Here is a 25079-nt window from a genome sequence, read left to right on the forward strand (position 1 = left end):
TTCTTCAAGGAAAACGCCCGGCATCGCCGGGCGTTTTCTTGCCTGCTCAGTTGGGTAACAGCGTGCCGGCGGCGTCTGCCACAACCTCCTGGCGTGCATACCCGGCTACCCTGATGAAATCCGCCAGATGCCAGATATCGCCGTTAGCGGCCCAGGTTCCATCCATCACGTCACTTATCACGATGGATGTCATCAGCACAGGATCTTGCGCGCCCAGGCAGCCGGCAATTGCCTTATGCAGGGCTGCGGCGTAGTGAGCCCGGCGTCCCGCATCCAATTCTCCGGCAGGAGCCAGTACCTGTATGTGGCAGGGCACAACTTGGTCGAAGTTGCTCTGGCCACCGCATAGCCAGTGTGCAGCAGGCACCTCATCAAGCATGACCCAGCACAGCAGCCGCTGACGAGGGTCACTGCCGAGCCCGGTGGCTTCTACCGCTGCGCAGTCAACAGCGGCCAGAAGCTGTTGAAGGGTGTTTGCACTCAACGCATTGGCGGGCAACTTAATCGTGATATTTGGCATACAGAGATGTTCCGAATGAGAGGGACGCCATTGAAACGTTATGCACCTTGAGATGAAATTGGCCGATCAGACATCTTTCGTGCAAAATCGGCCAATGCACGATTTTATTGTTGTTGTCCCCCCTGGCGCGTTTGCCTCCAGTGTCACCTTGACCCTGGACATACTTTCCACTGCCGGAAAGTTGGCACCCCGGTTGGGTCTGCCGGCGCCACGCTGGATGGTCTGCTCGACGGCAGGAGGGCGCGTTTCATTAGGGGCAGGTCTGAGCCTGCTCACGCAGCGTTTGGTACTCCCGTCTGATGGGCGAGCCTGTTGGATTCTGCCTGGATTGGATGTTGATGATCCGGTCGCGCTGAAGTCGAGCTTATTGCAGCCCGAGATGGCGCCGATACTGACCGCCTTGAGTCAGCATGTGGCCGCTGGCGGGACGGTTGCAGCGTCATGTTCTGCCGTATTTCTTTTGCACGCAGCGGGGCTGACAGACGGCAAGACTCTGACGACCACCTGGTGGCTGGCCGCCACATTGCGGCAAAGGGTTGCAGGTCGCTGCAATGTCGACCCGGACCGGATGGTGATTGAGGACGCCCCGCTGGTGACTGCGGGAGCCGCGTTGGGGCACACCGATTTATTGATGCACTTGATCGGCCAACGTTTCGGGCCGGAACTGGTCGCGGCGGTGGCCAGGGCTTTGCTTTTAAATCAGCGCCAACTGCAATCACCCTTCATGGTGCCGGCGTTGATGGCCCAAGGTGAACTGGTTGCTGAGTTGATCGCTCATATCGAGGCGTCGCTGCCAACTCCGATGAGTGTGGATGCTCTGGCACAAACGATGCGAATGAGCACACGAACGCTCTCCAGGCAGGTATCCAAGGCGACAGGACGGGGGCCGTTGCACTTGATTCGAACGGTCCAGTTGAATAGGGCGCGAGCGCTCCTGGAGAGTAGTCGCTGTTCGGTGGAGTCTGTGGCCGGGCAAGTGGGGTTCAGCGACCCAACCGCTTTGCGCCGCCTCTTGAAGAAATACCTGAATGCCACTCCGAGGCAACTGAGGTAGGCCGCTTTGGGCAACGGCTAGCCAGGTCATCAGGCAGGGGCTACTTGAGCCCGATGCGTTTACGCATCAGGGCTGTGATGGTCTGTCGGGTTCCCGGCATATCCGCCCACGGATCAACCTTGAGTGCCTCCAGGCGTTGAGGGAGGTTGTGGATGTTCCACGCGTTGGCGCCTTTGATCTCTTTGAGTTCCTCTCTGAAAATCGGCACCGACACCGGCAAGCCCTCGCGGCTACGCGGTGAATAGGCGCTTATCGTGGTCGCACCCAGGCCATTGCGCAGGTAGTCGATGAAAATCCGTCCCACCCGGTTCTTCGGCCCGGAAACTGCCGAGAACCGATCGGGAAGCAGGTTGGCGATATGTTTGACAATCGCATGGCTAAAGCTTTTGACCGCATCCCAGTCGGCTTTTGGCGTCAACGGCACGACAATGTGCATACCCTTGCCGCCGCTGGTTTTCAGGAACGATTTGAGCCCCAGCTCGTCCAGTACCGTTAATGTCAGCTGGGTGGCCTCGACCATGCTTTTCCATGGCAGCGCCGGATCGGGGTCAAGGTCGAGAATAAATCGGTCAGGGCGATGCAGATCTTTGGAAACCGCGTTCCAGGTATGCAGTTCAATCGTGCTCATCTGCACGGCGCCGATCAGCGCTTCCAGGTTGTTGATCAACATGACAGGGTGGCCGGTCTCTGCCTTGCCGATGATTTCGATGCCGGGGATTGCCAGACGCTGCGGGTTTTTCTGGAAAAACAGCTCTGCGCCGATGCCGTCCGGCGCGCGCACCAGCGCGACGGGGCGATTGAGTAACTGCGGTAGAAGCCAGTCAGAGACGGCGATGCAGTAGTCCACCAGGTCACGTTTGGTTGCGCCGCTGCTGGGGTCAATCACTCGTTGCGGATGGGTGAGCCGAATGGTGGTTGATGCATCGTCGCCGGCTTTACCTTTGGCTTTCGCCGCGATTGCCTGTTTTCGGGTCGGCTTTTTCTCCACTTCAGCGGCATGGGCCGGGCGCTCTTCGATGATCGACTGCGCGGGTTTATCGTTGCGCAGGCCCTGGAACACGGCTTGGCGTACGGAACCTTCCTGGGTGATCTCGGCAAAGGTGACCTCGGCCAGCAGCGCAGGCTTCAGCCAGTGCACGTCCTTGGCTTCAAAGCCCTTGGGAGGGTTGACGACTGCCGGCTGCTTGACTTCTAGGGGGGTTAATTGTGCGTAGATCGTATTCAGTGTGGTCTGGTTGAAGCCGGTGCCAACCTTTCCTGCGTATTTGAGCTCACCGCTATCGATGTCGTGCAGCCCCAGCAGTAGCGCCCCGAATTTACTGCGCGAGCCTTTCGGCTCGGTGTAGCCGACAACCACAAATTCCTGCCGGCGTTTGCATTTGAGCTTGATCCAGTCGCCGCTGCGGCGTGATACGTAGGCACTGCCAACACGTTTGCCGATAACACCCTCCATTTGCATCTCGCATGCGCTGTCCAGCAGTGCCTGCGGTGTTTCGGCGAAGTCTTGCGAATACCTGAGGGCCTCATCTTCATTGCGCGCCAGTATCCCGGACAAGGCTTCCCGGCGCTGTTCGACGGGCACCTCGCGCAAGTCCATGCCGTCGAGAAAGGGCATGTCGAAGAGGTAGTAGACAATATTGCCGTCGCGGCCCAGCTCAAAGGCATTTTGCAGGGCCTGGAAATCGGGAACGCCTTGCGCGTTGGCAACCACGATTTCGCCATCCAGCCACGCGGACTTCAAGGCCAGGCCGGCAATGGCTTCGGCCTGGCGAGGCAGCTTGTGCGTCCAGTCATGGCCGTTGCGGGTAAACAACCGCACCTTGCCCTTGTCCACCCGCGCCATGATGCGGTAACCGTCGAATTTGACTTCATAGCGCCAATCCCCCTCAGGGGCTGAATCCACCAGCGTGGCCAGTTCCGGTTTCAGACTTTCCGGGAGAGCGCTGGGCCGCGCATTGGCCAACTCTGGTTGTCCCGGTTTGGCCGGTGACGTAGACGATTTCTCGACGGGTTTGGACGCTGCCGGTTTAGCTGCGCGCTTCTTTTGCGCGACGGTGCGGCGCTGCTGTACGCCGGCTGAGATCTCGATCCAGGTCGGCGCGTGGTCGCTGGGGTGCTCTTCACCCCGGACCCAGGCGTCCACGCCGGCGTTCTTGAGGTGAGGGGCAAGCACCGGGTTCAGCAGCAGGTGGTCGATGCGCAAACCGGAGTTCTTCTGCCAATGCTGGCGGAAATAATCCCAGAACGTGTACACACGCTCTTGCGGGTACAAGTGTCTCAGCGAGTCGATCCAACCCTGGCTCAGCAGCCTTTGAAAGCATTCGCGGCTTTCTGGTTGAAGGAGTGCATCCTTGAGCCAGGAGCGGGGGTTGTAGATATCCAGGTCGGTGGGGACGACGTTGTAGTCGCCCGCCAGCACCACCGGGTGTTCGCTGGCTTGCAGCGTTTCGGCATGCGCAATCAGATGCTCGAACCACTTGAGCTTGTAATCGAATTTGGGACCTGGCTGCGGGTTTCCGTTGGGCAGGTACAGGCACCCGACGACAACCCTATGTACAGCCGCTTCAAGATAGCGAGACTGCGAGTCGTCCTGCGCGCCGGGCAAGCCTTTATGAATCAACAGGGGCTCGGAGTCGCGCGCCAGAATGGCCACGCCGTTCCACGCAGCTTGACCATGATGCAATGAGCCATAGCCCGCCGCCTCCAGATCGCTTGCCGGGAAAGCCTTGTCCTGGGCCTTCAGTTCCTGCAGGCACACAATGTCGGGGCGTTCTTTTTCAAGCCACTGCAGGAGGTTGGGCAGTCGCGTCCCTATGCCGTTGACGTTGAACGTGGCGATCTTGAGGTTGCGCATTGCGTCCATCCTCCCTTTATTCACATGGCTTTTAATCCGAGTGCCGCGAAGTGACGTGAGTTCATAATCGCTCCCGCAGAGAAATTTGGAACAACTGCCCCGACGGCCCAGTCATTTTTATGTACGACACAGTCCATAGGCAGAGGGGCCGGAATGAGCATCGCCACTTCAACTGTCGAGTTCCTGGAATCCAAGGGTTTAGTGATCACCACCGCTGAATCCTGCACCGCCGGCAAGATCATCACGCTGCTTTCGCAGATTGAAGGGAGCGGATCGTTCATAGACAGCGGCTACATTGTCTATTCGCCCGAAGCAAAACAGCGGCTGTTGAAGGTGCGCCCGTACACCATCGAAACGTTCAACTTGACCAGTTGCGAGGTGGCCAGGGAAATGGCCCAAGGTGCGTTGTGCGATAGCGCCGCTGACGTGGCCGTTGCAACGACTGGCATCCTGGGCCCGGATGACGTCGATGGCATCCCGGCCGGAACGATCTGCTTTGCCTGGGCTTATCGGGCCCCGCAGGGTTTGTGCCTGTTCAGTCGAAAGGAGCGTTTTATCGGCTCGCGCGAGCAGGTGCAGATGTACGCTGCGGAGTACGCACTCAAATGCCTGCCTTATTTCTACGATCGTGCGTGGGCCGGGGAGAGGGGGTGAAGGGCACAACTTTGGGTAAACATCGAGCGTGATTGGCCCGCACTGAGTGCGGGCTGTTTTTATGGACTTGATATCAGTATTAGAACGCCATGTTTATTCGGGCGGAGGCGGCGTATAGGGTTGTGCGACAAATGGAATATTCCCTGAGGGACGCCATCTCACATTTTCAAGCCCATAACGTTCAGCGAGCGGTTTGCTTATGCGTTTGATCTTATCGTTGCGCGACTTGGGGATGATACCTATCCCGGCATCGCAACATGCCCAGTGCCACGCCTCTTCATTGGTCATGGCTTCACTTCTTATTATGAAAGATTTAGGGGCGTGATGAAGTTCATACTCGATAATATATAACGTGTTTTTCATGTGAGCTCCTTCTGAATGTTGTCATCAAGTCAGAAAGTGTTCTGAGTTCGAAGCGGCTTTCCTTCGCGTTTCTTGATAGGGGCCTCGTTGCCTGGCTAGGAATGAATGAAGCTGCATACACATTCCGCCGGGATGACGGGCAATTCGATTGCATGGATGAGGCCGCTGGCCAGCGCCTGATGTGGATCAAGAATGCGCGGGGCGGCGATCAAGTAGTTTTCGGTGTCCAGCTTTTCAATGGCCTGCGCGGTTCGCTGCGCAACAATGCGCGCATACAACTGCAAGTCGTAGTCCAGGCTCATGGCGTACTCCGACATGCGCGAATGATCCACAGCGCCCTGTACATGCCAGTGAAACGGATGGAACAGGAACTTGCTGTGCTCGCACGCCGTTCTGCGTTCGCCCGCCAGGAAAATGATATTGCCCATGGATTCCACGGTGCCCAGGTTGTGCGTATGCACCGGAATCGGCAGGGCCAGTAAAAAGTTGTACATCGTGAAGCCATAACTGCACTCACCGCCCATGGTCGCGATGTTCACGATCAAGCCGGTCGCGTTCTGCTGGACAGCCAATGACGATTTTTCGATGAGTTGGCTGCAGGTCGACGCGTTGACCGGGCCTGTGAAGTTGATGATATGCAAAGGCATAAGGCACCTCTGAGTCAGGGATGGCTACCGTTGATGAATAACCAGCACTGCTACGGAGTTCGTTCACAGATGGGAGGTGTCTGTGAGGAGCGGACAGTGGCTTCCGCATGCTCGACAGTTTCCATCCGCTCATAACAATTCGGGGGGGTCGGCAGTGTCTTGGCGGCGTCTACCGCTCGCGTTTCACGGGCGGTCGCTGGTTGAGGGGCGTGTCGCTGAGGTTCGGGTGCCGCATGCATGGTGTGTTCTCCAGCTTGAAATGAAGGGGCAGCCCAGGCCGCCCCCCGTTTGGGTCACTTACGACTTGCGCCCGCCGCCATGGCTGTTCTGGCCACCTTTACGGCCAGCCTCAGAGGCTTTTTCACGATCATTGGCAAAGTTGCCGCCAGAGGCCTGGCCGCCTTTTTTGCCGGCTTCGGCAGCCTTTGCATGATCGTTGGCGAAATTTCCAGGATTCTTATTGCTGGTAGTCATGATAGATCTCCACAATGAGTTGTCGTTTCGCTAGTTGCACCTTGATGCAGCGAACATCTATTCGGATAAGCCTGCGCTGGCAATCGTTTTGATAATTTATGGAAATGCCGATAAACGGTAAAGAGCGGCTTAAAACTTATACAAAACGATTTAACTCACACCGCTTCGTATAACTTTTTCAAGCGCGCGATATTAAACTAGTAGCATGTTGCCGCTTCGCTTAGTGTGAACGACGGCGTTTAAAAATAATGAACCCTGCCAGTTTATGCATGACCTAACGCTGCATAACCCGGAGGTGTCCCATGCAAACCACTTACTTTTGGATAGGCTTGGCCGTTGTTCTCATACTCCTCGATTTGTGGATCATCAACAGCGTCTGGCGCAGTGACGACCCCTCTGGGCGCAAGGCAGGCTGGACCGCGATAGTGGTGCTTTTGCCGTTTTTAGGCGCGGCAATATGGGCCATTGCCGGCCCGCGCGGCGTCACCAAGGGGCCGTCCTCGCCCGAACACAGCAAGGGCTGAATGCAGGCTGCCTATGAAAACCCCTGCACCTGACGACTGGCAGAGCCGTACCTATCCCGTGGAGGAAGACATGACCTTGCAGCGCAAGGTCTGGCGCTTCGAACGGGTGGGTTGGTATGCGCTGGTGTTGCTGATGGGGCTGACCTTGGCCGGGCTGTTTTCAAAAGGCCCGTTGAGTACCGGCCAGGCGCGTAGCGCGGATGGGCAGCTGCACGTGGAGTACCAACGGTTCCTGCGCAACGGCTCCTCCGACGGGCTGGTGATTCATCTGCAAGGCCAGGCACGCGAAACCCTGGAAGTTGAAATCAGCGGCGAACTGTTACGCGGTTTCAATATTGAAATGCTGCAGCCGCAACCGCTCAAGGCCAGCACTGCCGGCGAGGGCGTGAAGCTGTGGGTGCTCAGTGATGACAAAGGCCAGGCGACGCTGCACTTGACCGTGCGCAGTGACGGCGTGGGCAGTTTTGAAACCAGGGTGTCCCGTGCAACGGGGGCCTCGGTACACCTCTCACAATTCATTTATCCCTAGGGGCAACGATGGATTCGGTCTTGCGTGCTGTCGCGATCTACCTGGTGCTGATGGTCCTGTTCAAGATCGCGGGCCGGCGTTCCCTGGCGGAACTCACCACCTTCGACCTGGTGTTATTGATGGTGATTGGCGAGGCGACCCAGCAGGCGTTGTTGGGCGACGATTTTTCGTTGACCAATGCTGTGCTGGTGATCGTCACGTTGATCGCAATCGATATCGGCTTCTCATTGCTCAAGCAGCGTTCCCGCTCGTTCTCGCGCCTGCTCGATGGCGGGCCGACGGTGTTGGTCGAACAGGGACGCGTGCTGCATAAGCGCCTGAAGCAGGCGCGACTGGACGCAGACGACATTCTTGAAGCCTCCCGCTCCGCTCAGGGCATTGTCGACATCAGCCAGATCAAATTCGCGATCCTTGAGCGCAATGGAAAAATTTCAATCATTCCCTATGAGCCAGCCGAGGAGGCCACGCCGATGCAGACGCAATCCACTCCCACTCAAGCCGGGACCGACACTCCTGAACAACTGCCGGAAAAAGACATCGGCCAGGGGCTCACCGATGACGAACGCGTGTCCAGGGAAGGCGAGGGCAACGCGGATTCAAACGGTGACGGCGCACGGGTGACACCGGGCCCGGAAGACGAAAAACGCTTGAAGCCTTGACCCCCGCGCCCTTGGTCAGACCTTGGCGCACACCGATGGAATTATTGAGCAGGGGGCGGCTCTCTCCTTATAGAAGCGCCAAAAAGCGTCGCGTACCAGGTATTGGCATCCGCCGAGACCGGAATAAAAAATTGTGGATGGACCACTTATGACTGTCTTTCAAACCCTGCAAAGTGCATCTCAGTGGCAGCATGAAGGCCCGTTGCGCAGTGAGTACCAACGCCTGCTCACCGATTGGGACACGGGGGCCGCGCAATCGGCGGCAGATTTTCTGCAGGCGCAGCTGGCTCAGGTCAGCACCACTGAAGACACTTCATTGCCCGCGTCGCCCGAGCAACTGATGAGTTGGGTCGAACTCAATTGCACCGCTGTGGCCGAGCAATATGCGCAGTATTTGCAAGAGCGGCAGCAAGGCGGCGGCCGCAGGTATTTCCAGAACAAAGCCCATGCCCTGTACTTCCTGCAGTGCGTGGCGCCGACTAAACAAGTCGATGGTGCCTGGCTCTACGGGGTACTCACCCACTGGCAGGATTACCGCTATGACGGGCTTGTGACCACCTACCTGGAAGAGCTCGGCGATGGGGAACCGACGCAAAACCATGTGTCGATTTACCAACGCCTGTTGGCCGAGCAAGGCTGTGACGGCGATTTCGGCTGGCAGGATCAGCACTTTCACCAAGGCGCCATTCAGTTGGCCCTGGGGCAGAGCGCCGCATCGCACATGCCGGAGATCCTGGGCTACAACCTGGGTTATGAGCAGCTGCCGTTGCACCTGTTGATCTGCGCTTATGAGCTCAAGGAACTGGGCATCGACCCCTATTATTTCAGCCTCCATGTCACCATCGACAACGCCAGCAGCGGTCATGCCCGACGCGCCGTGCAGGCAGTGCTGGGGTTGATGCCGAACGGCATGGATGCAACCGAATACTGGCAGCGGGTACGCCGTGGTTATCAGTTGAACGATCTGGGGCTGGGCACTACCGCGGTGATCCAGGCGTTCGACCTCGAACACGAGCTGGTGGCAATGCTTGAACGCAAGCGGCCGTTTGCCCAGCACATGCATTCGGACTACTGCCGCTTTGAAGGCAAGACCGTCAACCAATGGCTGGCCCAGCCCGGCCAAGTGCGCGGGTTCTTGCAGGCCCTTGAGAACAAGGGTTGGATCAAGCGAAACCAGGCTCCCGAAGACAGTCGTTTCTGGCAGTTGATCGAGGGCGCGGGCGCTGCGATGTTCGGCGTCTTCAGCGGCTATGAAAAACAACTGCTGCGTGACTGGATCGCCGGAGATTGGCACGACGCCAGCGCGATTGCACGCCCACGCCCGGTGCGGCCGGTGTCGTCAGGCACCCACGAGCCTACGCCGGATGACCCGGAAACCTGCGCCTTGCGCCAGGCCCTGGCGCGGCACAACGGCGAGCGGCAGTTGGACCTGTTGTTACCGTGGCTGGCGCCTCACCGCCATCATCGTCCCGCCGGTTTGTATGCGACCCGGCGCTTTATTGAATTGCGCGCGAGCCTGCGCTGATCGACAAGGAAGCCTGACCATGGTCGACTCGCTGTTGTGTTCAACACCCCCTGTGTCATCGGCTCAAGCGCAGGCTGACCGGGCGCTGTTGCGCCTGGGCCGCCGTTTGCAGGCCGAGGACTATCACTTCATCACGCCCACGCCTCTGACTCACCAGCGCGTCATTGCGCGGTGGGACAACGCACCGGCCAGCGACCTGCGCGGGATTTTCGGTTGGTCACGGCCATTCGATACGCAGGTGTTCGAGGCAGCCGAGCTGCAGGAGCTGCAACAGGCGGGGATTATCGTCAAGGCGCACAGCCGTTGGCACAGTACGGTGCGTTGGTCGAGCCTGGGGCCTTTGTTGCTGGCGCATTCGGCGTTTCCGACCGAGGAGGCCGATTCGGTGTTTTTCGGCCCCGACACTTACCGTTTTGCCCGTGTGATTGAAGCCTGCCTGCGCCAACGCTTCGCGCCGATTCGCCGGGCCGTGGACATCGGCTGCGGTTCAGGCGCCGCTGCCTTGCTGGTGGCGCGTGCCCGTCCTGAGGCAGAAGTGTTCGCGGTGGACATCAACCCGAAGGCGCTGCGCCTGAGTGCGGTCAACGCCGAATTGGCCGAGGTGCCGAACGTCAGCGTGTACCACAGTGATGTACTCGACAGCGTCGACGGCCGCTTTGATCTGATCCTCGCCAACCCACCCTATATGAAGGACAGCCAGCAGCGCGCCTATCGCCATGGCGGCGGTGAGCTGGGTGAAGCGCTGTCGCTGCGCATCCTGCGTGAAGCCTTGCCCCGCCTGGAGCGCGACGGCACTTTGCTGCTCTACACCGGCGTGGCAATGGTGGAGAGTCGTGATGTGTTTCTTGAAGCCGCTCGCGCCATGCTGACCGGCGATGAGTTTGGCTGGACCTACGAGGAGCTTGACCCCGATGTGTTCGGCGAAGAGCTGGAGCAACCAGGCTATGAGCGTGTCGACCGCATCGCTGCGGTGGCGCTCACTGTGACTCGGCTGAGCTGAGTGCCCATGGATCACGTACAGCGCTTCGGCATCGAAGAAGAATATTTCATCACCGATTTGCACAGCCGGCGCATGCTCGCCGAACCGTCAGCCGAAGTGCTCGCGGTGTGCCGCGAGGCGATTGGCGAGGGCTTTTCCTATGAGATGTTCCAGGGCCAGGTCGAGGTCGCATCGCCGGTGTTTACCGACGCCGCAGAGGCTGCGGCTTACCTTGGCCGGGTGCGCCGCGAGTTGAGCCAGGCACTGGCCGAGCATGGGCTGGGCTTCATATGCAGCGGCGCGCACCCGTTGGCCGATTGGCAGGCGCAACGCGCTACGCCCCAGGCGCATTTCCAGCGCTTGTTCGAGGAGTTCCAGAGCGTCGCGCAGCGCAGCGTGCTCAGTGGGCTGCATGTCCACGCCGAGATCCCGGTGGGGGTGGACCGCATCGCCGTGTTGAACGAGGTGCTTCCTGAGTTGCCGATGCTCTTGGCCCTCAGCGTTTCGTCGCCGTTGTGGCAGGGCCAGCCCAACGGCTATTGCAGTTATCGGCAGGTGGTCTGCGATGAATGGCCACGCATGGGCATTCCTGAATATCTGCCGGATGAGCCGAGCTTCGAGCGCTACCTGAATATGTTGAAGCGTAGCGGGGTGTTGGCCGATGACGCGAATGTGTGGTGGGGTTGCCGACCCTCGTCGAGCTACCCGACGCTGGAGTTGCGCATGACCGATGCGTGCCCGCGCTTGAGCGATGCGCTGGCCTTGGCCGGGCTGTTCCGGGTGATGATCAAACACGCCTGCCAGCTACCGGCCCCCGGCAGCCAGTACAGCCTGGAGCAGCATTGGTTGCTCAAGGAAAACCGCATTCAAGCGCGACGCTGGGGACGCCATGCGCGCTTTGTACTGGCGCCGGACACAGAGCCCGTATCGCTTGAACAATGGCTGGTGCTGGCGCAGCAAGAATGGGGCGATACCGCTCGTGCGGTGGGCGAGGAGGGCGTGTTCGAGCAGATACGGCAAATGCTGCGCGACGGCACCAGTGCCGAGCGTCAGCTACGTGCCTTCGATGCGCCGGGCGCGTCTGCCTTGCAACGCGGGCAAGCGGTGGTTGATCTGTTGTTGGAAGAAAGTTGCCAGCGCTTATAAGACGAAAATTGATCAGGTTACTTATCGGCACAAAGCACACGGAAATATGCAATAACCAGTCTTAGGTCGCGATATTTAAAGTTGAAACACAAGCGCGAGCACAGTCACTCAAGCGTGCTGCCCACCGAACTAAATGAATGCACTAAAACCAATTATAAAAACAAATCAGCATGTCGATCATTTAAATAGCAGTAAGGTGCCCAAGCCGCTTATGCCTTGCGCAATATAGCGTGAGGCCTCGGTGAAGACTATGCCAGACCGAAACCGAAGGGGCGGCAAAGCCGCCCCCATGCACGGTCACTCAAGAACCCGATTTACGGCCACCGCCGTGGCTCTGTTGGCCGCCCTTGCGCCCGGCTTCAGAGGCTTTTTCGCGATCATTGGCAAAATTGCCACCTGACGATTGGCCGCCTTTTTTCCCGGCTTCGGAAGCCTTTTCGCGGTCATTGGCAAAGTTACCCGAGTTTTTATTACCTGTAGTCATGATAATTCTCCAGTCACTAAGTTGGCGCTTCGTTAGTTGCCCGTTTCGCAACGGACATTTACTCCGATATCGGGCGATGGAAAAACGTTTTACAAATTTCGGGATGTGGCGACGAACGGCGATTAATACTGAAAACTTATACAAAAATGATCTTCGCTTGCCGCTTCGTATAAGTTTTGCAGGGACGAAACAGAGGTGTTACCGGTAATGGCTACTTAATCATTGCAGCCTATCGATAACTTACGGCCGTTCGTCCTTCGCGTGGCACTTGAAACTTTCGCAAGATTCCAAATGAGTTCATACGCGCACACAGGAGACGCTTGCCATGAACCACGACTCATCCAATGGCCAAGACCAACCGTTTGAAGAATCGCCTGCACCGAATGAGGACGGTTGCGTCCTGGGAACGGCGGGGCGCAACGAAGATCCCAACGCCACGACTGACTGGGACCATCCCGACGACACCTGCGCTGAAGATGCCCAACAGCCGCCCAACTCCGGCAAGGCCCGCGAGGCCGCGTTGCCGCCCAATGGCACGCCTGGGATCGACACCGTGCCTGCGCCGCAAAAGCACCGCGCCGATTGAACGCGAGCGCTCTAGAACGCCGCTTCGCTTGAAGCTCGGCGCTTGACCGCTGGTCGCAGCACCGGGGTTTATTTTGAAATTATTCAACCGGCGGTTGCTTCACATGAAGGTAGGGCGAGTGTCCGCAACGGGCGCCGCCCCCTTCCTGAGCTGAGGAGATTTGTTCATGTTTCTACATAACAAGCGACTTCAATACACCGTACGCGTCGCCGAGCCCAACCCGGGCCTGGCGAACCTTTTACTCGAGCAGTTTGGCGGCGCCCAAGGCGAGTTGGCAGCGGCCTCCCGCTATTTCACCCAAGCCCTGTCGGAAGACGACCCAGGGCGTAAAGACTTGTTGATGGACATCGCCACTGAAGAACTCAGCCACCTGGAAATCGTCGGCTCGATCATCGTCATGCTCAACAAGGGCGCCAAAGGTCGCCTTGCGGAAGGCGTGGAGGAGGAGGGTGAGTTGTACCGCTCGCTGAACGGTGCCGGCAATGATTCCCACATCACCAGCCTCTTGTACGGTGCCGGTGCGCCGCTGATCAACAGCGCCGGGGTGCCATGGAGCGCCGCCTACGTTGACACCATCGGCGAGCCCACTGCCGACATGCGCTCCAATATCGCCGCGGAAGCCCGCGCCAAGATCGTCTACGAGCGATTGATGAACGTTACCGACGACCCAGGCGTCAAGGATGCGCTGGGCTTTTTGATGACGCGCGAAATCGCCCACCAGATTTCCTTTGAAAAGGCCTTGCATGCGATCCAGCCGAACTTTCCCCAAGGCAAGTTACCCGGCAAGCCTGAGTTCGCACAGGTCTATTACAACATGTCGCAAGGTGCGGAAAGTGTGCGCGGCCCATGGAACCAGGGCGACGATTGGGAATTCGTCGAGTCCCCTCAACCGGCGGTCGACGGTGGCGATGGAACGGCCAGTGTGCAGCTGGACGAGGCAGACGAAGCCGTGCTGGCTGCGATGAAAATCCGCACGGTGTCAGACCCCCCTCAGCGATCCGATCACCGGCGCCGACCTGGGCATGGGGTTGCAGCCCAAGCCCGAGTTCTGACCCAAGCCCCGTGGCGAGGGAACCAGCCCCTCGCCACGGGTTGCTATCGTGCGGCACGGTTATCCGATTAACCGCACATCCATCTGAACTTCCCCTCCCGACGCACCCTCGCAACATTAATCACGACTGGAGAAAACACGATGAATCACTATCCAAAACCACCGTTCAACACCCAGCAACAGCCGGTGCCCGGTGAACAGCGCAAGATGGACCCGATGCCCGATTGTGGTGAACAGACCTACAAAGGCTCAGGCCGGCTTGCCAACAAAATCGCCTTGGTCACGGGCGCGGACAGCGGCATTGGCCGTGCGGTGGCCATCGCGTTCGCCCGTGAAGGCGCGGATGTGGCGGTTTCTTACCTGGACGAGCATGAAGACGCCAAGGAGACCGCACGCTGGGTCGAGGCGGCGGGGCGGCAATGCCTGCTGTTGCCCGGCGACTTGGGCAACGCGCAGCAGTGCACGGCGATCGTCAACGATACCGTGGAGAAGTTCGGGCGTATCGATGTGCTGGTCAACAATGCAGCCTTCCAGATGACCTACCAATCGCTGGAAGACATTCCCGACGAGGACTGGCTGAAAACCTTCAACGTCAACGTCACCGCGATGTTCCGCATATGCAAGGCCGCGCTGCCGCACATGGCCAAAGGCAGCTCGATCATCAACACCAGTTCGGTCAATTCCGACATGCCCAACCCCACGCTGTTGCCGTATGCCGCGAGCAAAGGCGCGATCGCCAACTTCACCGCGGGCCTGGCGCAAATGCTCGGCGAGCGCGGTATCCGCGTTAACAGCGTGGCTCCCGGACCCATCTGGACGCCGTTGATCGTGTCGACCATGACTGAGGATCAGGTGAAAAACTTCGGCGGCAACACACCGCTGGGACGCCCCGGTCAACCGGTCGAAGTGGCGCCCATCTACGTACTGCTGGCATCGGACGAGGGCAGTTATATTTCCGGCGAACGCTACGGCGTGACGGGGGGCAAACCGATTCTCTGAATGAACACCGCCCTGGGGAGGCAGAGCTCGACCAGGGCGGTGTTAAAAACCGAATCAGGGGCCTTGAAATCGCTAGGGCTGACGGTTATTTGCGCCGCGCCCGGTGGATACGCATCCATTCTCGATAGGCCGCGGTCCGCTGCGCATCCGCGAGCCGCTTGGCTTCGGTGAAGCGCGCCCATGTCTGTGCATCACCGCTGTACGACTCAATGATTTGGTAGGCTTGCGCATCCAGTCGATCGGCTTCGAAAAACATCTGGTTGTTGCGCTCGACCTCGTCCTCACGCTCTTGTGTGCTGGTGTAACCCAGTGTCTGGCTGTTGATCATGTCAAGCCTCCGCCCATTGAATCTGCTGCGCAGTACTCCAGCGTACGTCGCTGATGCCGTATTTCTCCGCCATGGGTTTGGAGACTCGCTTGAGGGCTTGCCGACCAAATCTGGGGATGATAGCTACCCCTGCATCGCAACTGGCCCAATGCCAAGCCTCGGCATTGTTCATTTGCGCCGCCCGTACGATGAAAGACTTTGGTTCGCCGTGGAGCTGATATTCAATAGTGAATAGATCGTTGTGTTTCATGAGGCCTCCCTATGCTCATGAAGTACAGATATTTGACGTCAAAAAAAATTCAAAAGAATTGTCCAACAATTCGATAGGTGACCCGATCACCTCTCGATGCTCAATCATCCACTGTGAAAGTTACCCAACCGCCTGCATCTGCGGGCCGCTCGATCTCGGCGATGACACCGCTGACGGAGGTTCCGTCGGGCAAGTTGACGGTGACAAAGTTGGGGTGCCCCGGCCACTCCAACGGGCTATCGAAATTCAATCGCGCAACGGTCGGCTTGCCACTGCTGGTCAGTTGGATCTCGACCGATTCATTCAGGCATTCATCCGAAGGTGTCCCCAGATGGCGCGAGGCAGTTATCACGCTGGCAGTACCTTGGAAGTCGTAAGACATGCTGGATTACCTCATGTAAGGGGGCCGTTGCCCCCGAGTTGGGATTTTGCGGTAGAGAAGGGCGCGGCGATGATCGTTCCATCCAAAAGCACGAGTGGTGCTATCGGTGGTGATGGGCCTTCAGCGTCGGATCGGTGATCTGGATAACGTCACCCTGGCGCCATGCGTCTGCACCGGGGGCGATGGGAGGCGCAATGATGTCGGCGCGAGCCTGCTTCTTTTCGGCGCTGTCGATTCGCATACGCTGATCGCGTTCGGCAACCATGCGCGGGTCGGCCTGGCCTTCGGCGGTAAACCCCATCATCAACTGAGGCACGCCCAGTGGCAGGCGTTTATCGAGATCGGTATGCCAGGTGTGCCAAGTCTTGCCGTAGGTGTGCACCAGTTTTTCCATGAGGGCGTGCTCGGCCACTTCGGGGATCCCCGGCGCGACCAGTTGCCCTGACTTCACTTCATGCACGTGGCTGTGCCACAACGCCTTTTCAGGGGCCGGCAGGGTGTTGAACAGCGGCTCACTGATGATGTATTCCACGCCCATCAGCTTTGCATCCTTGCGATTGCCGTCGTAGATCACGCACTGGATCACTTCTTCGTTGAGGATCGCGCAGTAGTGGTGGGCTTCCATTTGTACGTCGGGGTGGCCGTTGTAGAAGTGAAAACCGTCCAGGTAGGCGTTCAACGCATCCACGGGCGGCCGCGACTGGAGCATGGCTGCGCCGGTGTCCAGTGTGCGGGTAGAGGGCATTGTCGGTTTGCCGGGTGCCACCACATTCGACGGCGAGTCATTACCCGCGCAGGCGCCGAGCAGGGTGAAGGTTGCGGCCCAGGAAAATGATTTGGCCATGCGGGTTGCTTGGGTAGGGGTCATCGCAGGTTCCATCCTCTTGTCGTATTTCAAGCTGCAGGAGTGCAGCCAGATCTGACGCTGTGGTCGTTGGAAAACCTGTGGGCGTGTGCGTTCAAAACGCTTTCGCTTGAACACTGCGGGATTTGAAAGGTCGTTTTTAGCGTGGCGTTGACGGCGCACTCATGTATCCGCAAAGGAGGGAGCCATCCCATGCAAAACAGCGAAAACCCATCCTCGGCGTTACTCACCCGGTTATTGCGTGCACGCGGGCCGGGCGGCCAGGAGGACGAAGTGCGTGCCATTTGCCTGGAGAGCCTGCAGCCGCTGTGTGACGAGGCCTGGGTTGATGCAGCGGGCAATGTGATCGGGTTGATCAAGGGCGCACAGGGCGATGGTGAGCGCGGCCGGGCAGTCAAAGTCATGGCGCACATGGATGAGATCGCCATGGTGGTCAAGCGTGTCGAAGCCGATGGCACCCTGCGGGTGACGGCGCTCGGCGGGGCCAATCCGATCAACTTCGGGGTGTGCCCGGTGGACATCCTGGGCGATACGCATAGCTTGCCGGGCGTGCTGTCCTACGGCTCGATGCACGCCACCAACAATACGTCTCAAGGCGCTGATGTGTTAGCCGGCGACGTGCACTGGAACGACGTCCATGTGATCACTCGATGTTCGGCCGAGGCCTTGCGCGCGCAGGGTATTCGGCCGGGTAGCCGTGTGGTGTTGAGCCGTCATTGGCGTGAGCCCTTCCGAGTGGGAGATGCGATTGCCGCGCACTTCCTGGATGACCGCGCGCCCATCGCCGCCGTACTGCACGCGGCCCAACGCCTGCAAACGCGCCGGCAAGCGGTGAGTCGCGATATCTACCTGGTCTTCACCACGCTCGAAGAGGAATGCAATGCCGGAGCCATGTACGCCGCTGCCACGCTGCCAGGCGATACCACTCTGGCGGTGGAGGTGGGGCCGGTCATGCAGGAATACGGCACACGCTTGGGGGTTGATCCGATCATTAACACCGGGGACCAGAAGGGCTATTACACCAGGGCCGTGGTCACGGGCCTGGCTGCTGCCGCAGAACGCTGCGGCTACAGCCCGCAATATGCGTTGCTGGTGGACTTTGCCTCGGACGCCAGTGCCGTCATGAGTAACGGCACGTCTGCCAAGGCCGGCTGTGTGGCCATTCCCACGGAGAATACCCACGGCTATGAATTGATCGTGGACGGGGCAATCGAAGCCTGCGCGGCGACCTTGGTGGAGTTCCTGACCACCCCATGAACGGCGCTACCGAGGTTGCGGCTCGATATCCAACAGCAGATCGCCGCCGGGCAGTGGCTCGGCGTGCTGTACCACGCCACGGCAGGCGCTGCCGTGCCATTCAAAGGCAATGCTGTGGGCGCGTTTCAGCTGCGACGGCCATGGCGGGGCGAGCTGTAGCTGGAAGCCGGGCGCCTTGTCGATCTTCTGCGCCAGGCACTCGGTAGTGAGTGCATTGACCCCGAACAGCGTGTCCAGCAGGTATTCAATTGTGATCGGCTGCTGCGTCGTGTCCATAGCGTTCGACATAGGAGTTCCTCGTGTTATCAGCTCCAGAGGTGAAAGCAGGGAAGGCTGCCCAAACAGGAACAGAGAGACTCGGTGATGAATAATTCAGATTTTTTGAGCGTTCATCCAGAGCACCGCTCGTCAGACTTGATGCGATTTTCTTGAACATACGAATTGCTCTCCCGGACAGATTAAACATGTGCTGACGAAAACTTCTTTTCGTCTTGCTTCTGGGAGAACGCAATGAAAGCCATCGTTTATAACGGCCCTCGTGACGTCAGCGTGCAAAATGTTCCGGATGCCAAAATCGAGAAACCCACCGATATTCTGGTGCGAGTCACCACCACCAATATCTGCGGATCTGATCTTCACATGTATGAAGGCCGTACTTCGTTTGAAACGGGAAGGGTGTTTGGCCACGAGAACCTGGGGGAGGTCATTGAAATTGGCTCTGGTGTAGATCGAGTCAAGGTCGGTGACCGGGTGTGCTTGCCTTTCAATATCGGCTGCGGGTTCTGTGAAAACTGTGAAAAAGGCCTGACCGGATTCTGCCTGACGGCTAATCCGGGCACTGCGGGCGCTGCCTATGGGTTCGCCGACATGGGGCCTTATCAGGGCGGCCAGGCAGAATTGCTGCGGGTGCCGTATGGCGATTTCAACTGCCTGGTGTTACCCGAAGATGCGCAAGAGCGCGAAGAAGATTACGTCATGCTCTCCGATATCTTCCCGACAGGCTGGCACGCCACTGAATTAGCCGGCCTGTTGCCGGGCGAAAGCATTGCCATCTACGGCGCCGGCCCGGTGGGCTTGATGGCCGCGCACGCAGCCATGATCAAGGGCGCGTCCCAGGTGTTCGTGGTCGACAATCAACCTGATCGCTTGAAGCTGGCGGCCCAGATGGGCGCAACGCCGATCAACGCGCTGGAAAAAGAAGCCGTGGATCAGATATTGAACCTGACCCAGGGCAAAGGTACCGATCGTGGTTGTGAGTGCGTCGGTTATCAATGCTGCGACCGCCACGGTCATGAAGCCAATCACCTGACCATGAATAATCTTGTGGCCTCGACCAAGGCGACTGGCGGAATCGGCGTCGTCGGCGTGTTCGTACCACAAGACCCGGGTGCAAAAAATGAGCTGGCGAAGGAGGGCAAGATGGCCTTCGATTTCGGTGCATTTTGGTTCAAGGGCCAGCAGATCCGGACCGGGCAGGCCAACGTCAAAGCCTACAATCGCCGTTTGGCCGAGCTTATCTATCACGGACGTGCAAAGCCGTCGCAGATCATCTCTCATCGCCTCACACTCGCTGAAGGGCCAGAGGCCTACCAGCATTTCGACGCGCGTGACGATGGCTGGACGAAGGTTGTGCTCAAACCCGCAGCTTAAGCAGGGGGCAGGGCACACTGATTACGGGAGAACTATCATGAAAAAGCTCTATCTGTGTTTGGGCTTGTGCAGCGTATTCATGCTTCATGGGTGTTTTGACAATGCCGATAATGCGACGAAGAAAAACTCCAGTGGAACCAAGTCTTCTGTGCAGATGCAGGAGGGCAAGGCAGACGAGAGCAAGCAATAGCTGGGAGGCTTCGGGCAATTCTATAACTCAACTAAATAGTCATTTAGTTGAGTTATAGAATCAGCTGTTCTTGACGGGAGAGGGCACAGGATTAGATTCCGCCCTGCGAAGAGCGTCAATCAATGCACGAAGGGCGACTGACACATGACGGTGCCCGGAATAATAGAGGCACAGTCCCGGCATTGAAGGGCACCAATCATCCAGCACGCGCTCAAGCCGGCCATCGGCCAGGGCGTCCAGTACCAGATGCTCGGGCACGAACGCGATGCCTATGCCATCCATGGCCGCTTCGACCATAAAAGGCTGATCGGTCAACGTGAGCGGACCGTTGACGTTGATGCTTTCCTTGCAGCTTCGGCGTTCAAATTCCCAGCGATAAATCGCGCCGCTGTCGAATCGAAACCGGATGCAGTCATGCTGATGAAGATCCTGCGGCGATTGCGGGCGTCCACGTGCGGCAAAGTAACCCGGTGATCCTACTGCGGCGAAACGTATGTCTTCAGTCAAACGAATAGCAATCATATCTTGCGGCACGGCTTCAGCCAGCCGGATGCCCGCATCGAACCCATCGGCGGTGATATCGCTGAGTTTGCCATCAGTCACCACATCGAGGTGAATCGACGGATGCTCGCGTAGGAAGCGGGCAAGCACCGGACGAAAGACCATGCGAATAGCGCCTTCACTCGCATTGATCCTGATGGTGCCACTGGGAACCCCACGATTATCATCGGCTTCCTGCATGGCGTCGGCGATTGTAGACATCGCCGGAGAGAGCTTTTTAGCCAGGCGTTCGCCAGCCTCGGTAAACGACACGCTGCGTGTGGTTCGATTGAACAGACGCACACCCAGCCGCTGTTCAAGTGTCTTCATCGAATGGCTGACCGCCGACGGCGTTATATCCAGTTCCAACGCCGCCGCACGGAAGTTGAGATGTTTTGCCGCTGCGAGAAATACCGTCAGCGTGAAGAAATCCACGCCTTTGAGTTGATGAGCGTTGTTCATGTATTTATCAAGTATTGTGGCCATATTCGCACCAGTGAGTATCCCATAAGCTGGACCTGCTCACGACTATGGAGGCGTAAATATGTCCACGCACGGCAACTACACAGCTGAAAAACTAACCTTCAACTCCCACGGCGACAGCGTCGTCGGCGTACTTTACCGGCCTAAAGGGAAGGGACCTCATCCGGTGGTTGTACTCCTGGGGCCTTATTCGTTTTCCAAAGAACAGGCCCCGACCCAATACGCAACTCGACTTGCAGATGAAGGGTTTGCGGCGCTCGCATTCGACCCCCGTACCGTCGGTGAAAGTGGAGGAATGCCGCGGCGCCTGGAAAACCCGAAGATGAAAAACGAAGACGTCGTATCGGCGCTGGATCACTTGCTCACGCGACAGGATATCGACCGCAAACGCGTGTTCCTGCTGGGTATTTGCCAGGGCGGGCCCGAAATGCTGGACATCGCCTCTTATGACGACCGGATAAGCGCCGTTGCATCCATCACGGGTTATTACCGCGACCGTGAAACCGACCTGTTCATGCTTGCAGCCGGCGTCAGCGAAAATCCGTTTGACCCGGCGACTGCACCCACGACCGAACAATTGGAAGCATTGCTCGCCGCACGACTGGAGCGTGCGCGTGATGCCAAGCGTCGCTACGAAACCACTGGTGAAGTCGTCTACCAACCGCTGGTCTGTGCGGAACTGGGCGATCCGGTACTTGGATCCGACGCAGGTCTACCAGGCCCATTAGTGTGGAGCTGGTATGGCCCATGGACGCTCAAAGGCTGGGAAAACCGCTATGCAATCATGAGTGACCTGGACCATTTCGATTACACCACGGTGCCAGGCGTAGCCAAACTCAAGAAGCCGGCACTTGTAGTGCATTCGGACACCTGCATGAACCCGGCGGCAGCACGTCGACATTTTGAATCTATTCCCACCGCAGACAAAAAACTGATCTGGGAGAACGGTACTCATCATTTCCAATATTACGAACAGCCTGATGTGGTTGATCGTACGGTGGGTCACGTTGTTGATTGGTTTCAAGAGTACTCGCATTGATTCCTGGGATGGTATGAAGCGAGCGTAATGTGCCGGAAGGGAATCCGGCGCGTTGGCGGAATGCCGTTTTGCGGGTGGTAGTATTGGATGAAAAGCATTGAGCAGAGTCCCTAGTGAGATGTTCCGATGGTTCGCATAATGTATATTATGTTAAATACTGTATCCGAACGGAACTTCCCTCGAGCTATCCAATGCTACTATCCCCTGGGACCGTTGCGAATCGTGGACAAAACGAGTCATCGCTTCCCTGAAAACCCCGAAAATAAAGGTTTTAGGTTGTTGCCTAGAACTAAAGTTTGCCCCCTCGCAGACGCCGTGCTGCTCTCAGTTACGGCGCCCAAACCGGCAGTTTCGAGCTCCCTGGTTTATCGATGATGATCGCCAGGCTTTGCTTGGCCCGAGTAGCTGCAACATAAAAGGCAGCCGCTGAAGTTGATTCCAAACAGATCTGTTTCTGAATGAAGGACTTTATTGGAGCCGTAGGCATGATTAGCACACGCTCGAATGTGGCGCCTTTCGACACTTTGAAATTCATGAAGTCCAACGGGAACTCTTTGCCAGAAGCTATAGTGCTGCGTAGGCATTGAGGCCTGTACCGTTCAACGTATTGGTTGACATGCTTGGAGTGCAGCAAGTACACGCCATCATGCTCAGACGCTAAGTGGTTCTCTGACGTTGTTTCTGGAAAGCCCCATGACGCATCAAAAATGGAATCAGAGAATGTCGCTATCTCAGTTCGGCAGCGGTAAGTCGTGGTCGCATACTCAATGCTAAGCAGCCCTCCCTTTTCGCGTGCAAGGAACCATTCAAGTGCACCTGCATACCCATATTGTTTATTTTTCTGTCCCCGAGGATTTGTTGAGAGCACCGCTTGGCGCACGTCACCAACCATGCGGACGTCGATCCGCGACTCAAGTAATTCATGGACGATTTCCCAATCGTAGCCACTGAGATCTTGTACCTCGTCGATCAGAATTTCGTCGTAGAGGCACTCAAGTCTACGTATCAACGCTGGGGTGGCCGCCATAAGCTCCCGCGCGAGGCGGCCGAGTTCGCATGCGTAGATCTGGTTGCTACCATCCATGAATCTCTGCTTGTCCTTCGCGTACATGCTAGGGCGACCTTCGAAGTTGAAGCCCCCTACCCGCTCCCCCGGGAATTTGAATGGCAGGAACGGTTTTAAAAAGTGGCGAAGCAAGAATGTGTACCAGCCCAGAACCTCGAGGTTGTGGCGATCGCCGACCTGGGTGCCGAGGCGATGGATCAGTTCCTGCTGATTCGTCTGGGTGAACGTGACAATGAGCACACGCCGATCGGTAGGTAACTCTTTGCAGTGATCGACCAGTCCTTGAGTTTTTCTACCACCAGCGACAGCCAAGGTCAGAAGGTTAGGCATTGTGGATGAACTCCGCAGCGGCCTTCATGTAGGCCGGTGGGCTGAGCACCTCAGTCGACTCAGCCAGTCGAATTGCCCCTTCTGTTTTCTCGCGCGCCATCCAGGTCAATAGGGTCACTGCTGCGGTGATACCTAGCATCTTGCGCAACTGAGACTCGCCGTTCGCGGTGATGAGCTGGGGTTCGAGCGTGGTGCCGTCAGCGACGGTGCCGATGAACAGCTCTCTGCGATTCACGTCAAGCCACTTTAGAACCGGAGTACGTAGGTCGATTGGGTCAACGCCGTCGTTGTCGCGCATCACTGCCACAGGTTTGTTGATCGCTGCGCAAAGCTCAAGGCATCGCGCCAGTGCCAGTCCACGCATGCTGATGACATCTATCCCGTGGGCCATCGGGCGTGCGCCGAAGCAATCGTTGTAGACGCGTTCGAATATGATTTCGTCGGATGGCCCCTCGACCAAGACGACTTTTTTCGCTAGCACTAAGCGGAGGGTGTCGTAGCCAGGCAGCTTCTGAAAGTAGCTCACTGTATCCGGATCAAGTTCTGTGATTTTGGACGCACTGTTGCGGTGAAGAAGCAGCAATGCATCGAGGCCGAGCCGGTTCAACACGTAGGTGCTGTGAGTCGAAATGAAAAGCTGCTGCTCTTCCGTCGCCAAATCTTCAATGCGATTGAGTAGGGTTGTTAGGCTGGTGTGAGATAAATGGTTTTCAGGCTCCTCGATCATCACGATGTTCGACTTCGAGGAATGACGCTTCATCGCGAGAGAGATCTTGATAGCAGCCTGTTGCCCCTGGCCTGCCATCGCGAACGGGAGCCCGTCGACATGTGGAGTAACCACGCTTTCCCAAGACGTACGAGATGTCTGATCCATTGCCAGCGCCATAGGCTCTGACTGTAGCGCGGCGCCCAGACCGGAAAGTCGCTTGTTCACCGGTGCCAGCGCACCATCAGTCATGGATGCTTTGATGCCGCGGTAGTCCAGCGAGATCTGTGCTTTCTCGGATGTTTCCAAGTGGTCGCTAAGGATCTGGCGGAGATGGTAATCAACGCCGGCGGCGGATTTGACCGTGCGAGAATCGATGGTGGCCGCCGAGAGCGCCCGTGGCCGTCGTGTGAGTTCTCTATCAGCGAAGGAGCGCCATTCGTAGGTGTAATACTCGACGGGGAGCAGTACGGATGGGGCTTTCAGCCATTCATCCAGCTCATCCTGATACTCCTCATTGGGGGCAATAGACAGAACGATTCCAGGGCAGGCGTTCGTTGGGACGTCCGCGTTAACGGCGCCGAGCAACACCTGGAGTTCCAGTGTGTCTTGAAGGTAAAGCTCAATCAGGATTTCCGGGAGTTTAGGCTTCTTCCCCGCATTCCTGAGAGCAAGAAATTCAGCCACCATCTCGGTGTTGAACCAGTGAGGGTTCAGCTCCTCCAAGATCCCCCGCCCACCGATTCGTCCGTTAAGCGCCAGCGAGATCGCCTCCATCAGCGTGGACTTTCCGGCGTCATTGTCACCGACCAGGATGTTCACGCCCGGGTTGGGCTTCAGGAGGAAATCTTTGTAGATGCGGTACCCACGGATGCGGATTTTGGTGATCACGTTCGACGTTCCTTGGCAGAGGTTCCGCTAGATGGCGCTTTGATGGCCGTATTG

Annotated in this window: 27 protein-coding genes and 2 pseudogenes; 15 read left to right on the forward strand and 14 right to left on the reverse strand. The window is 57.8% G+C overall.

Going from position 1 to position 25079, the window contains the following annotated elements:
• Positions 1-46: 46 nt before the first annotated feature.
• Positions 47-520, reverse strand: a complete 474-nt coding sequence (locus MJP36_RS16420) for a tautomerase family protein (RefSeq protein WP_244383463.1) — start codon at positions 518-520, stop codon at positions 47-49.
• Positions 521-614: 94 nt separating this feature from the next.
• Between MJP36_RS16420 and MJP36_RS16425 the strand changes: the two genes are divergently transcribed.
• A complete protein-coding gene (locus tag MJP36_RS16425; RefSeq protein WP_244385634.1) occupies positions 615-1574 on the forward strand; it encodes a GlxA family transcriptional regulator in 960 nt (319 codons plus the stop codon).
• A gap of 40 nt (positions 1575-1614) precedes the next feature.
• Here the strand turns inward: MJP36_RS16425 and ligD are convergent, their stop codons facing one another.
• Positions 1615-4428, reverse strand: coding sequence for a DNA ligase D (ligD, locus tag MJP36_RS16430; protein ID WP_244383464.1), 2814 nt, complete (start codon positions 4426-4428; stop codon positions 1615-1617).
• A gap of 153 nt (positions 4429-4581) precedes the next feature.
• On the opposite strand from ligD, the gene MJP36_RS16435 reads away from it, so the two are divergent.
• Complete coding sequence (locus tag MJP36_RS16435; RefSeq protein WP_244383465.1) at positions 4582-5082, forward strand: CinA family protein; 501 nt, start codon at positions 4582-4584, stop codon at positions 5080-5082.
• 93 nt (positions 5083-5175) lie between these two features.
• Here MJP36_RS16435 and MJP36_RS16440 read toward each other — a convergent pair whose 3' ends face one another.
• From MJP36_RS16440 to MJP36_RS16450, 3 genes are all read right to left on the reverse strand, one after another.
• Positions 5176-5445, reverse strand: coding sequence for a DUF6555 family protein (locus MJP36_RS16440; RefSeq protein WP_244383466.1), 270 nt, complete (start codon positions 5443-5445; stop codon positions 5176-5178).
• Between the two features lie 95 nt (positions 5446-5540).
• Positions 5541-6092, reverse strand: coding sequence for an ATP-dependent Clp protease proteolytic subunit (locus tag MJP36_RS16445; protein WP_060753027.1), 552 nt, complete (start codon positions 6090-6092; stop codon positions 5541-5543).
• A gap of 297 nt (positions 6093-6389) precedes the next feature.
• Complete coding sequence (locus tag MJP36_RS16450; protein WP_060753028.1) at positions 6390-6566, reverse strand: con-10 family general stress protein; 177 nt, start codon at positions 6564-6566, stop codon at positions 6390-6392.
• A 302-nt stretch (positions 6567-6868) separates the two neighbouring features.
• Here MJP36_RS16450 and MJP36_RS16455 point away from each other — a divergent pair, with 302 nt between their 5' ends.
• From MJP36_RS16455 to MJP36_RS16480, 6 genes and pseudogenes are all read left to right on the forward strand, one after another.
• A complete protein-coding gene (locus tag MJP36_RS16455) occupies positions 6869-7090 on the forward strand; it encodes a PLD nuclease N-terminal domain-containing protein (RefSeq protein WP_060753029.1) in 222 nt (73 codons plus the stop codon).
• A gap of 13 nt (positions 7091-7103) precedes the next feature.
• Positions 7104-7619, forward strand: coding sequence for a hypothetical protein (locus tag MJP36_RS16460; protein ID WP_244383467.1), 516 nt, complete (start codon positions 7104-7106; stop codon positions 7617-7619).
• Between the two features lie 8 nt (positions 7620-7627).
• Positions 7628-8068, forward strand: a pseudogene (locus MJP36_RS16465) (DUF421 domain-containing protein); the annotation flags it as partial.
• Between the two features lie 358 nt (positions 8069-8426).
• A complete protein-coding gene (locus MJP36_RS16470) occupies positions 8427-9803 on the forward strand; it encodes an iron-containing redox enzyme family protein (RefSeq protein ID WP_244383468.1) in 1377 nt (458 codons plus the stop codon).
• Between the two features lie 19 nt (positions 9804-9822).
• Positions 9823-10803, forward strand: a complete 981-nt coding sequence (locus MJP36_RS16475; RefSeq protein WP_244383469.1) for a methyltransferase — start codon at positions 9823-9825, stop codon at positions 10801-10803.
• A 6-nt stretch (positions 10804-10809) separates the two neighbouring features.
• A complete protein-coding gene (locus tag MJP36_RS16480) occupies positions 10810-11928 on the forward strand; it encodes a carboxylate-amine ligase (protein WP_244383470.1) in 1119 nt (372 codons plus the stop codon).
• A 301-nt stretch (positions 11929-12229) separates the two neighbouring features.
• On the opposite strand, the gene MJP36_RS16485 is transcribed toward MJP36_RS16480, so the two are convergent.
• Positions 12230-12412, reverse strand: a complete 183-nt coding sequence (locus tag MJP36_RS16485) for a con-10 family general stress protein (protein WP_060753033.1) — start codon at positions 12410-12412, stop codon at positions 12230-12232.
• 325 nt (positions 12413-12737) lie between these two features.
• On the opposite strand from MJP36_RS16485, the gene MJP36_RS16490 reads away from it, so the two are divergent.
• From MJP36_RS16490 to MJP36_RS16500, 3 genes and pseudogenes are all read left to right on the forward strand, one after another.
• Positions 12738-12998 carry a hypothetical protein gene (locus MJP36_RS16490; RefSeq protein WP_244383471.1) on the forward strand — a complete coding sequence of 87 codons (261 nt, stop codon included), beginning with the start codon at positions 12738-12740 and terminating at the stop codon, positions 12996-12998.
• 166 nt (positions 12999-13164) lie between these two features.
• A pseudogene (locus tag MJP36_RS16495) lies at positions 13165-14050 on the forward strand (manganese catalase family protein).
• A 140-nt stretch (positions 14051-14190) separates the two neighbouring features.
• Complete coding sequence (locus MJP36_RS16500; protein WP_244383472.1) at positions 14191-15048, forward strand: SDR family oxidoreductase; 858 nt, start codon at positions 14191-14193, stop codon at positions 15046-15048.
• A gap of 85 nt (positions 15049-15133) precedes the next feature.
• Here MJP36_RS16500 and MJP36_RS16505 read toward each other — a convergent pair whose 3' ends face one another.
• The 4 genes from MJP36_RS16505 to MJP36_RS16520 all read right to left on the reverse strand — a co-directional run bounded on the left by MJP36_RS16505 (position 15134) and on the right by MJP36_RS16520 (position 16876).
• On the reverse strand, positions 15134-15376 hold the full coding sequence (locus MJP36_RS16505; RefSeq protein ID WP_412046058.1) for a hypothetical protein: 243 nt from the start codon (positions 15374-15376) through the stop codon (positions 15134-15136).
• A gap of 1 nt (position 15377) precedes the next feature.
• Positions 15378-15626: a DUF6555 family protein gene (locus MJP36_RS16510; protein WP_104993795.1), complete on the reverse strand. Its 249-nt coding sequence runs from the start codon at positions 15624-15626 to the stop codon at positions 15378-15380.
• Between the two features lie 100 nt (positions 15627-15726).
• Entirely contained in the window at positions 15727-16008 is a 282-nt protein-coding gene (locus MJP36_RS16515; protein ID WP_161548052.1) for a hypothetical protein, read from the reverse strand.
• 100 nt (positions 16009-16108) lie between these two features.
• A complete protein-coding gene (locus MJP36_RS16520; RefSeq protein WP_244383473.1) occupies positions 16109-16876 on the reverse strand; it encodes an OBAP family protein in 768 nt (255 codons plus the stop codon).
• A gap of 189 nt (positions 16877-17065) precedes the next feature.
• Between MJP36_RS16520 and MJP36_RS16525 the strand changes: the two genes are divergently transcribed.
• Positions 17066-18130 (forward strand): M28 family peptidase, encoded by a 1065-nt coding sequence (locus MJP36_RS16525; protein ID WP_244383474.1) that lies wholly within the window; start codon positions 17066-17068, stop codon positions 18128-18130.
• Between the two features lie 6 nt (positions 18131-18136).
• On the opposite strand, the gene MJP36_RS16530 is transcribed toward MJP36_RS16525, so the two are convergent.
• Positions 18137-18418: a hypothetical protein gene (locus MJP36_RS16530; RefSeq protein ID WP_244383475.1), complete on the reverse strand. Its 282-nt coding sequence runs from the start codon at positions 18416-18418 to the stop codon at positions 18137-18139.
• A gap of 222 nt (positions 18419-18640) precedes the next feature.
• Here MJP36_RS16530 and MJP36_RS16535 point away from each other — a divergent pair, with 222 nt between their 5' ends.
• Positions 18641-19780: a glutathione-independent formaldehyde dehydrogenase gene (locus MJP36_RS16535; RefSeq protein ID WP_244383476.1), complete on the forward strand. Its 1140-nt coding sequence runs from the start codon at positions 18641-18643 to the stop codon at positions 19778-19780.
• A gap of 37 nt (positions 19781-19817) precedes the next feature.
• Entirely contained in the window at positions 19818-19970 is a 153-nt protein-coding gene (locus tag MJP36_RS16540) for a hypothetical protein (RefSeq protein WP_178126855.1), read from the forward strand.
• A gap of 60 nt (positions 19971-20030) precedes the next feature.
• On the opposite strand, the gene MJP36_RS16545 is transcribed toward MJP36_RS16540, so the two are convergent.
• Complete coding sequence (locus tag MJP36_RS16545; protein ID WP_244383477.1) at positions 20031-20996, reverse strand: LysR family transcriptional regulator; 966 nt, start codon at positions 20994-20996, stop codon at positions 20031-20033.
• Between the two features lie 58 nt (positions 20997-21054).
• Here MJP36_RS16545 and MJP36_RS16550 point away from each other — a divergent pair, with 58 nt between their 5' ends.
• On the forward strand, positions 21055-22032 hold the full coding sequence (locus MJP36_RS16550) for an alpha/beta hydrolase (protein ID WP_104993790.1): 978 nt from the start codon (positions 21055-21057) through the stop codon (positions 22030-22032).
• A gap of 328 nt (positions 22033-22360) precedes the next feature.
• On the opposite strand, the gene MJP36_RS16555 is transcribed toward MJP36_RS16550, so the two are convergent.
• Both MJP36_RS16555 and MJP36_RS16560 read right to left on the reverse strand, forming a co-directional pair.
• Positions 22361-23428: a UvrD-helicase domain-containing protein gene (locus MJP36_RS16555; protein ID WP_244383478.1), complete on the reverse strand. Its 1068-nt coding sequence runs from the start codon at positions 23426-23428 to the stop codon at positions 22361-22363.
• Positions 23421-25025, reverse strand: coding sequence for an ATP-dependent nuclease (locus MJP36_RS16560; RefSeq protein ID WP_244383479.1), 1605 nt, complete (start codon positions 25023-25025; stop codon positions 23421-23423). Before MJP36_RS16560 ends, MJP36_RS16555 begins: the two co-directional genes overlap by 8 nt.
• Positions 25026-25079 lie beyond the last annotated feature (54 nt).

This window comes from Pseudomonas palleroniana (genome assembly GCF_022836895.1).
In the GTDB taxonomy this organism is placed as follows: domain Bacteria; phylum Pseudomonadota; class Gammaproteobacteria; order Pseudomonadales; family Pseudomonadaceae; genus Aquipseudomonas; species Aquipseudomonas palleroniana.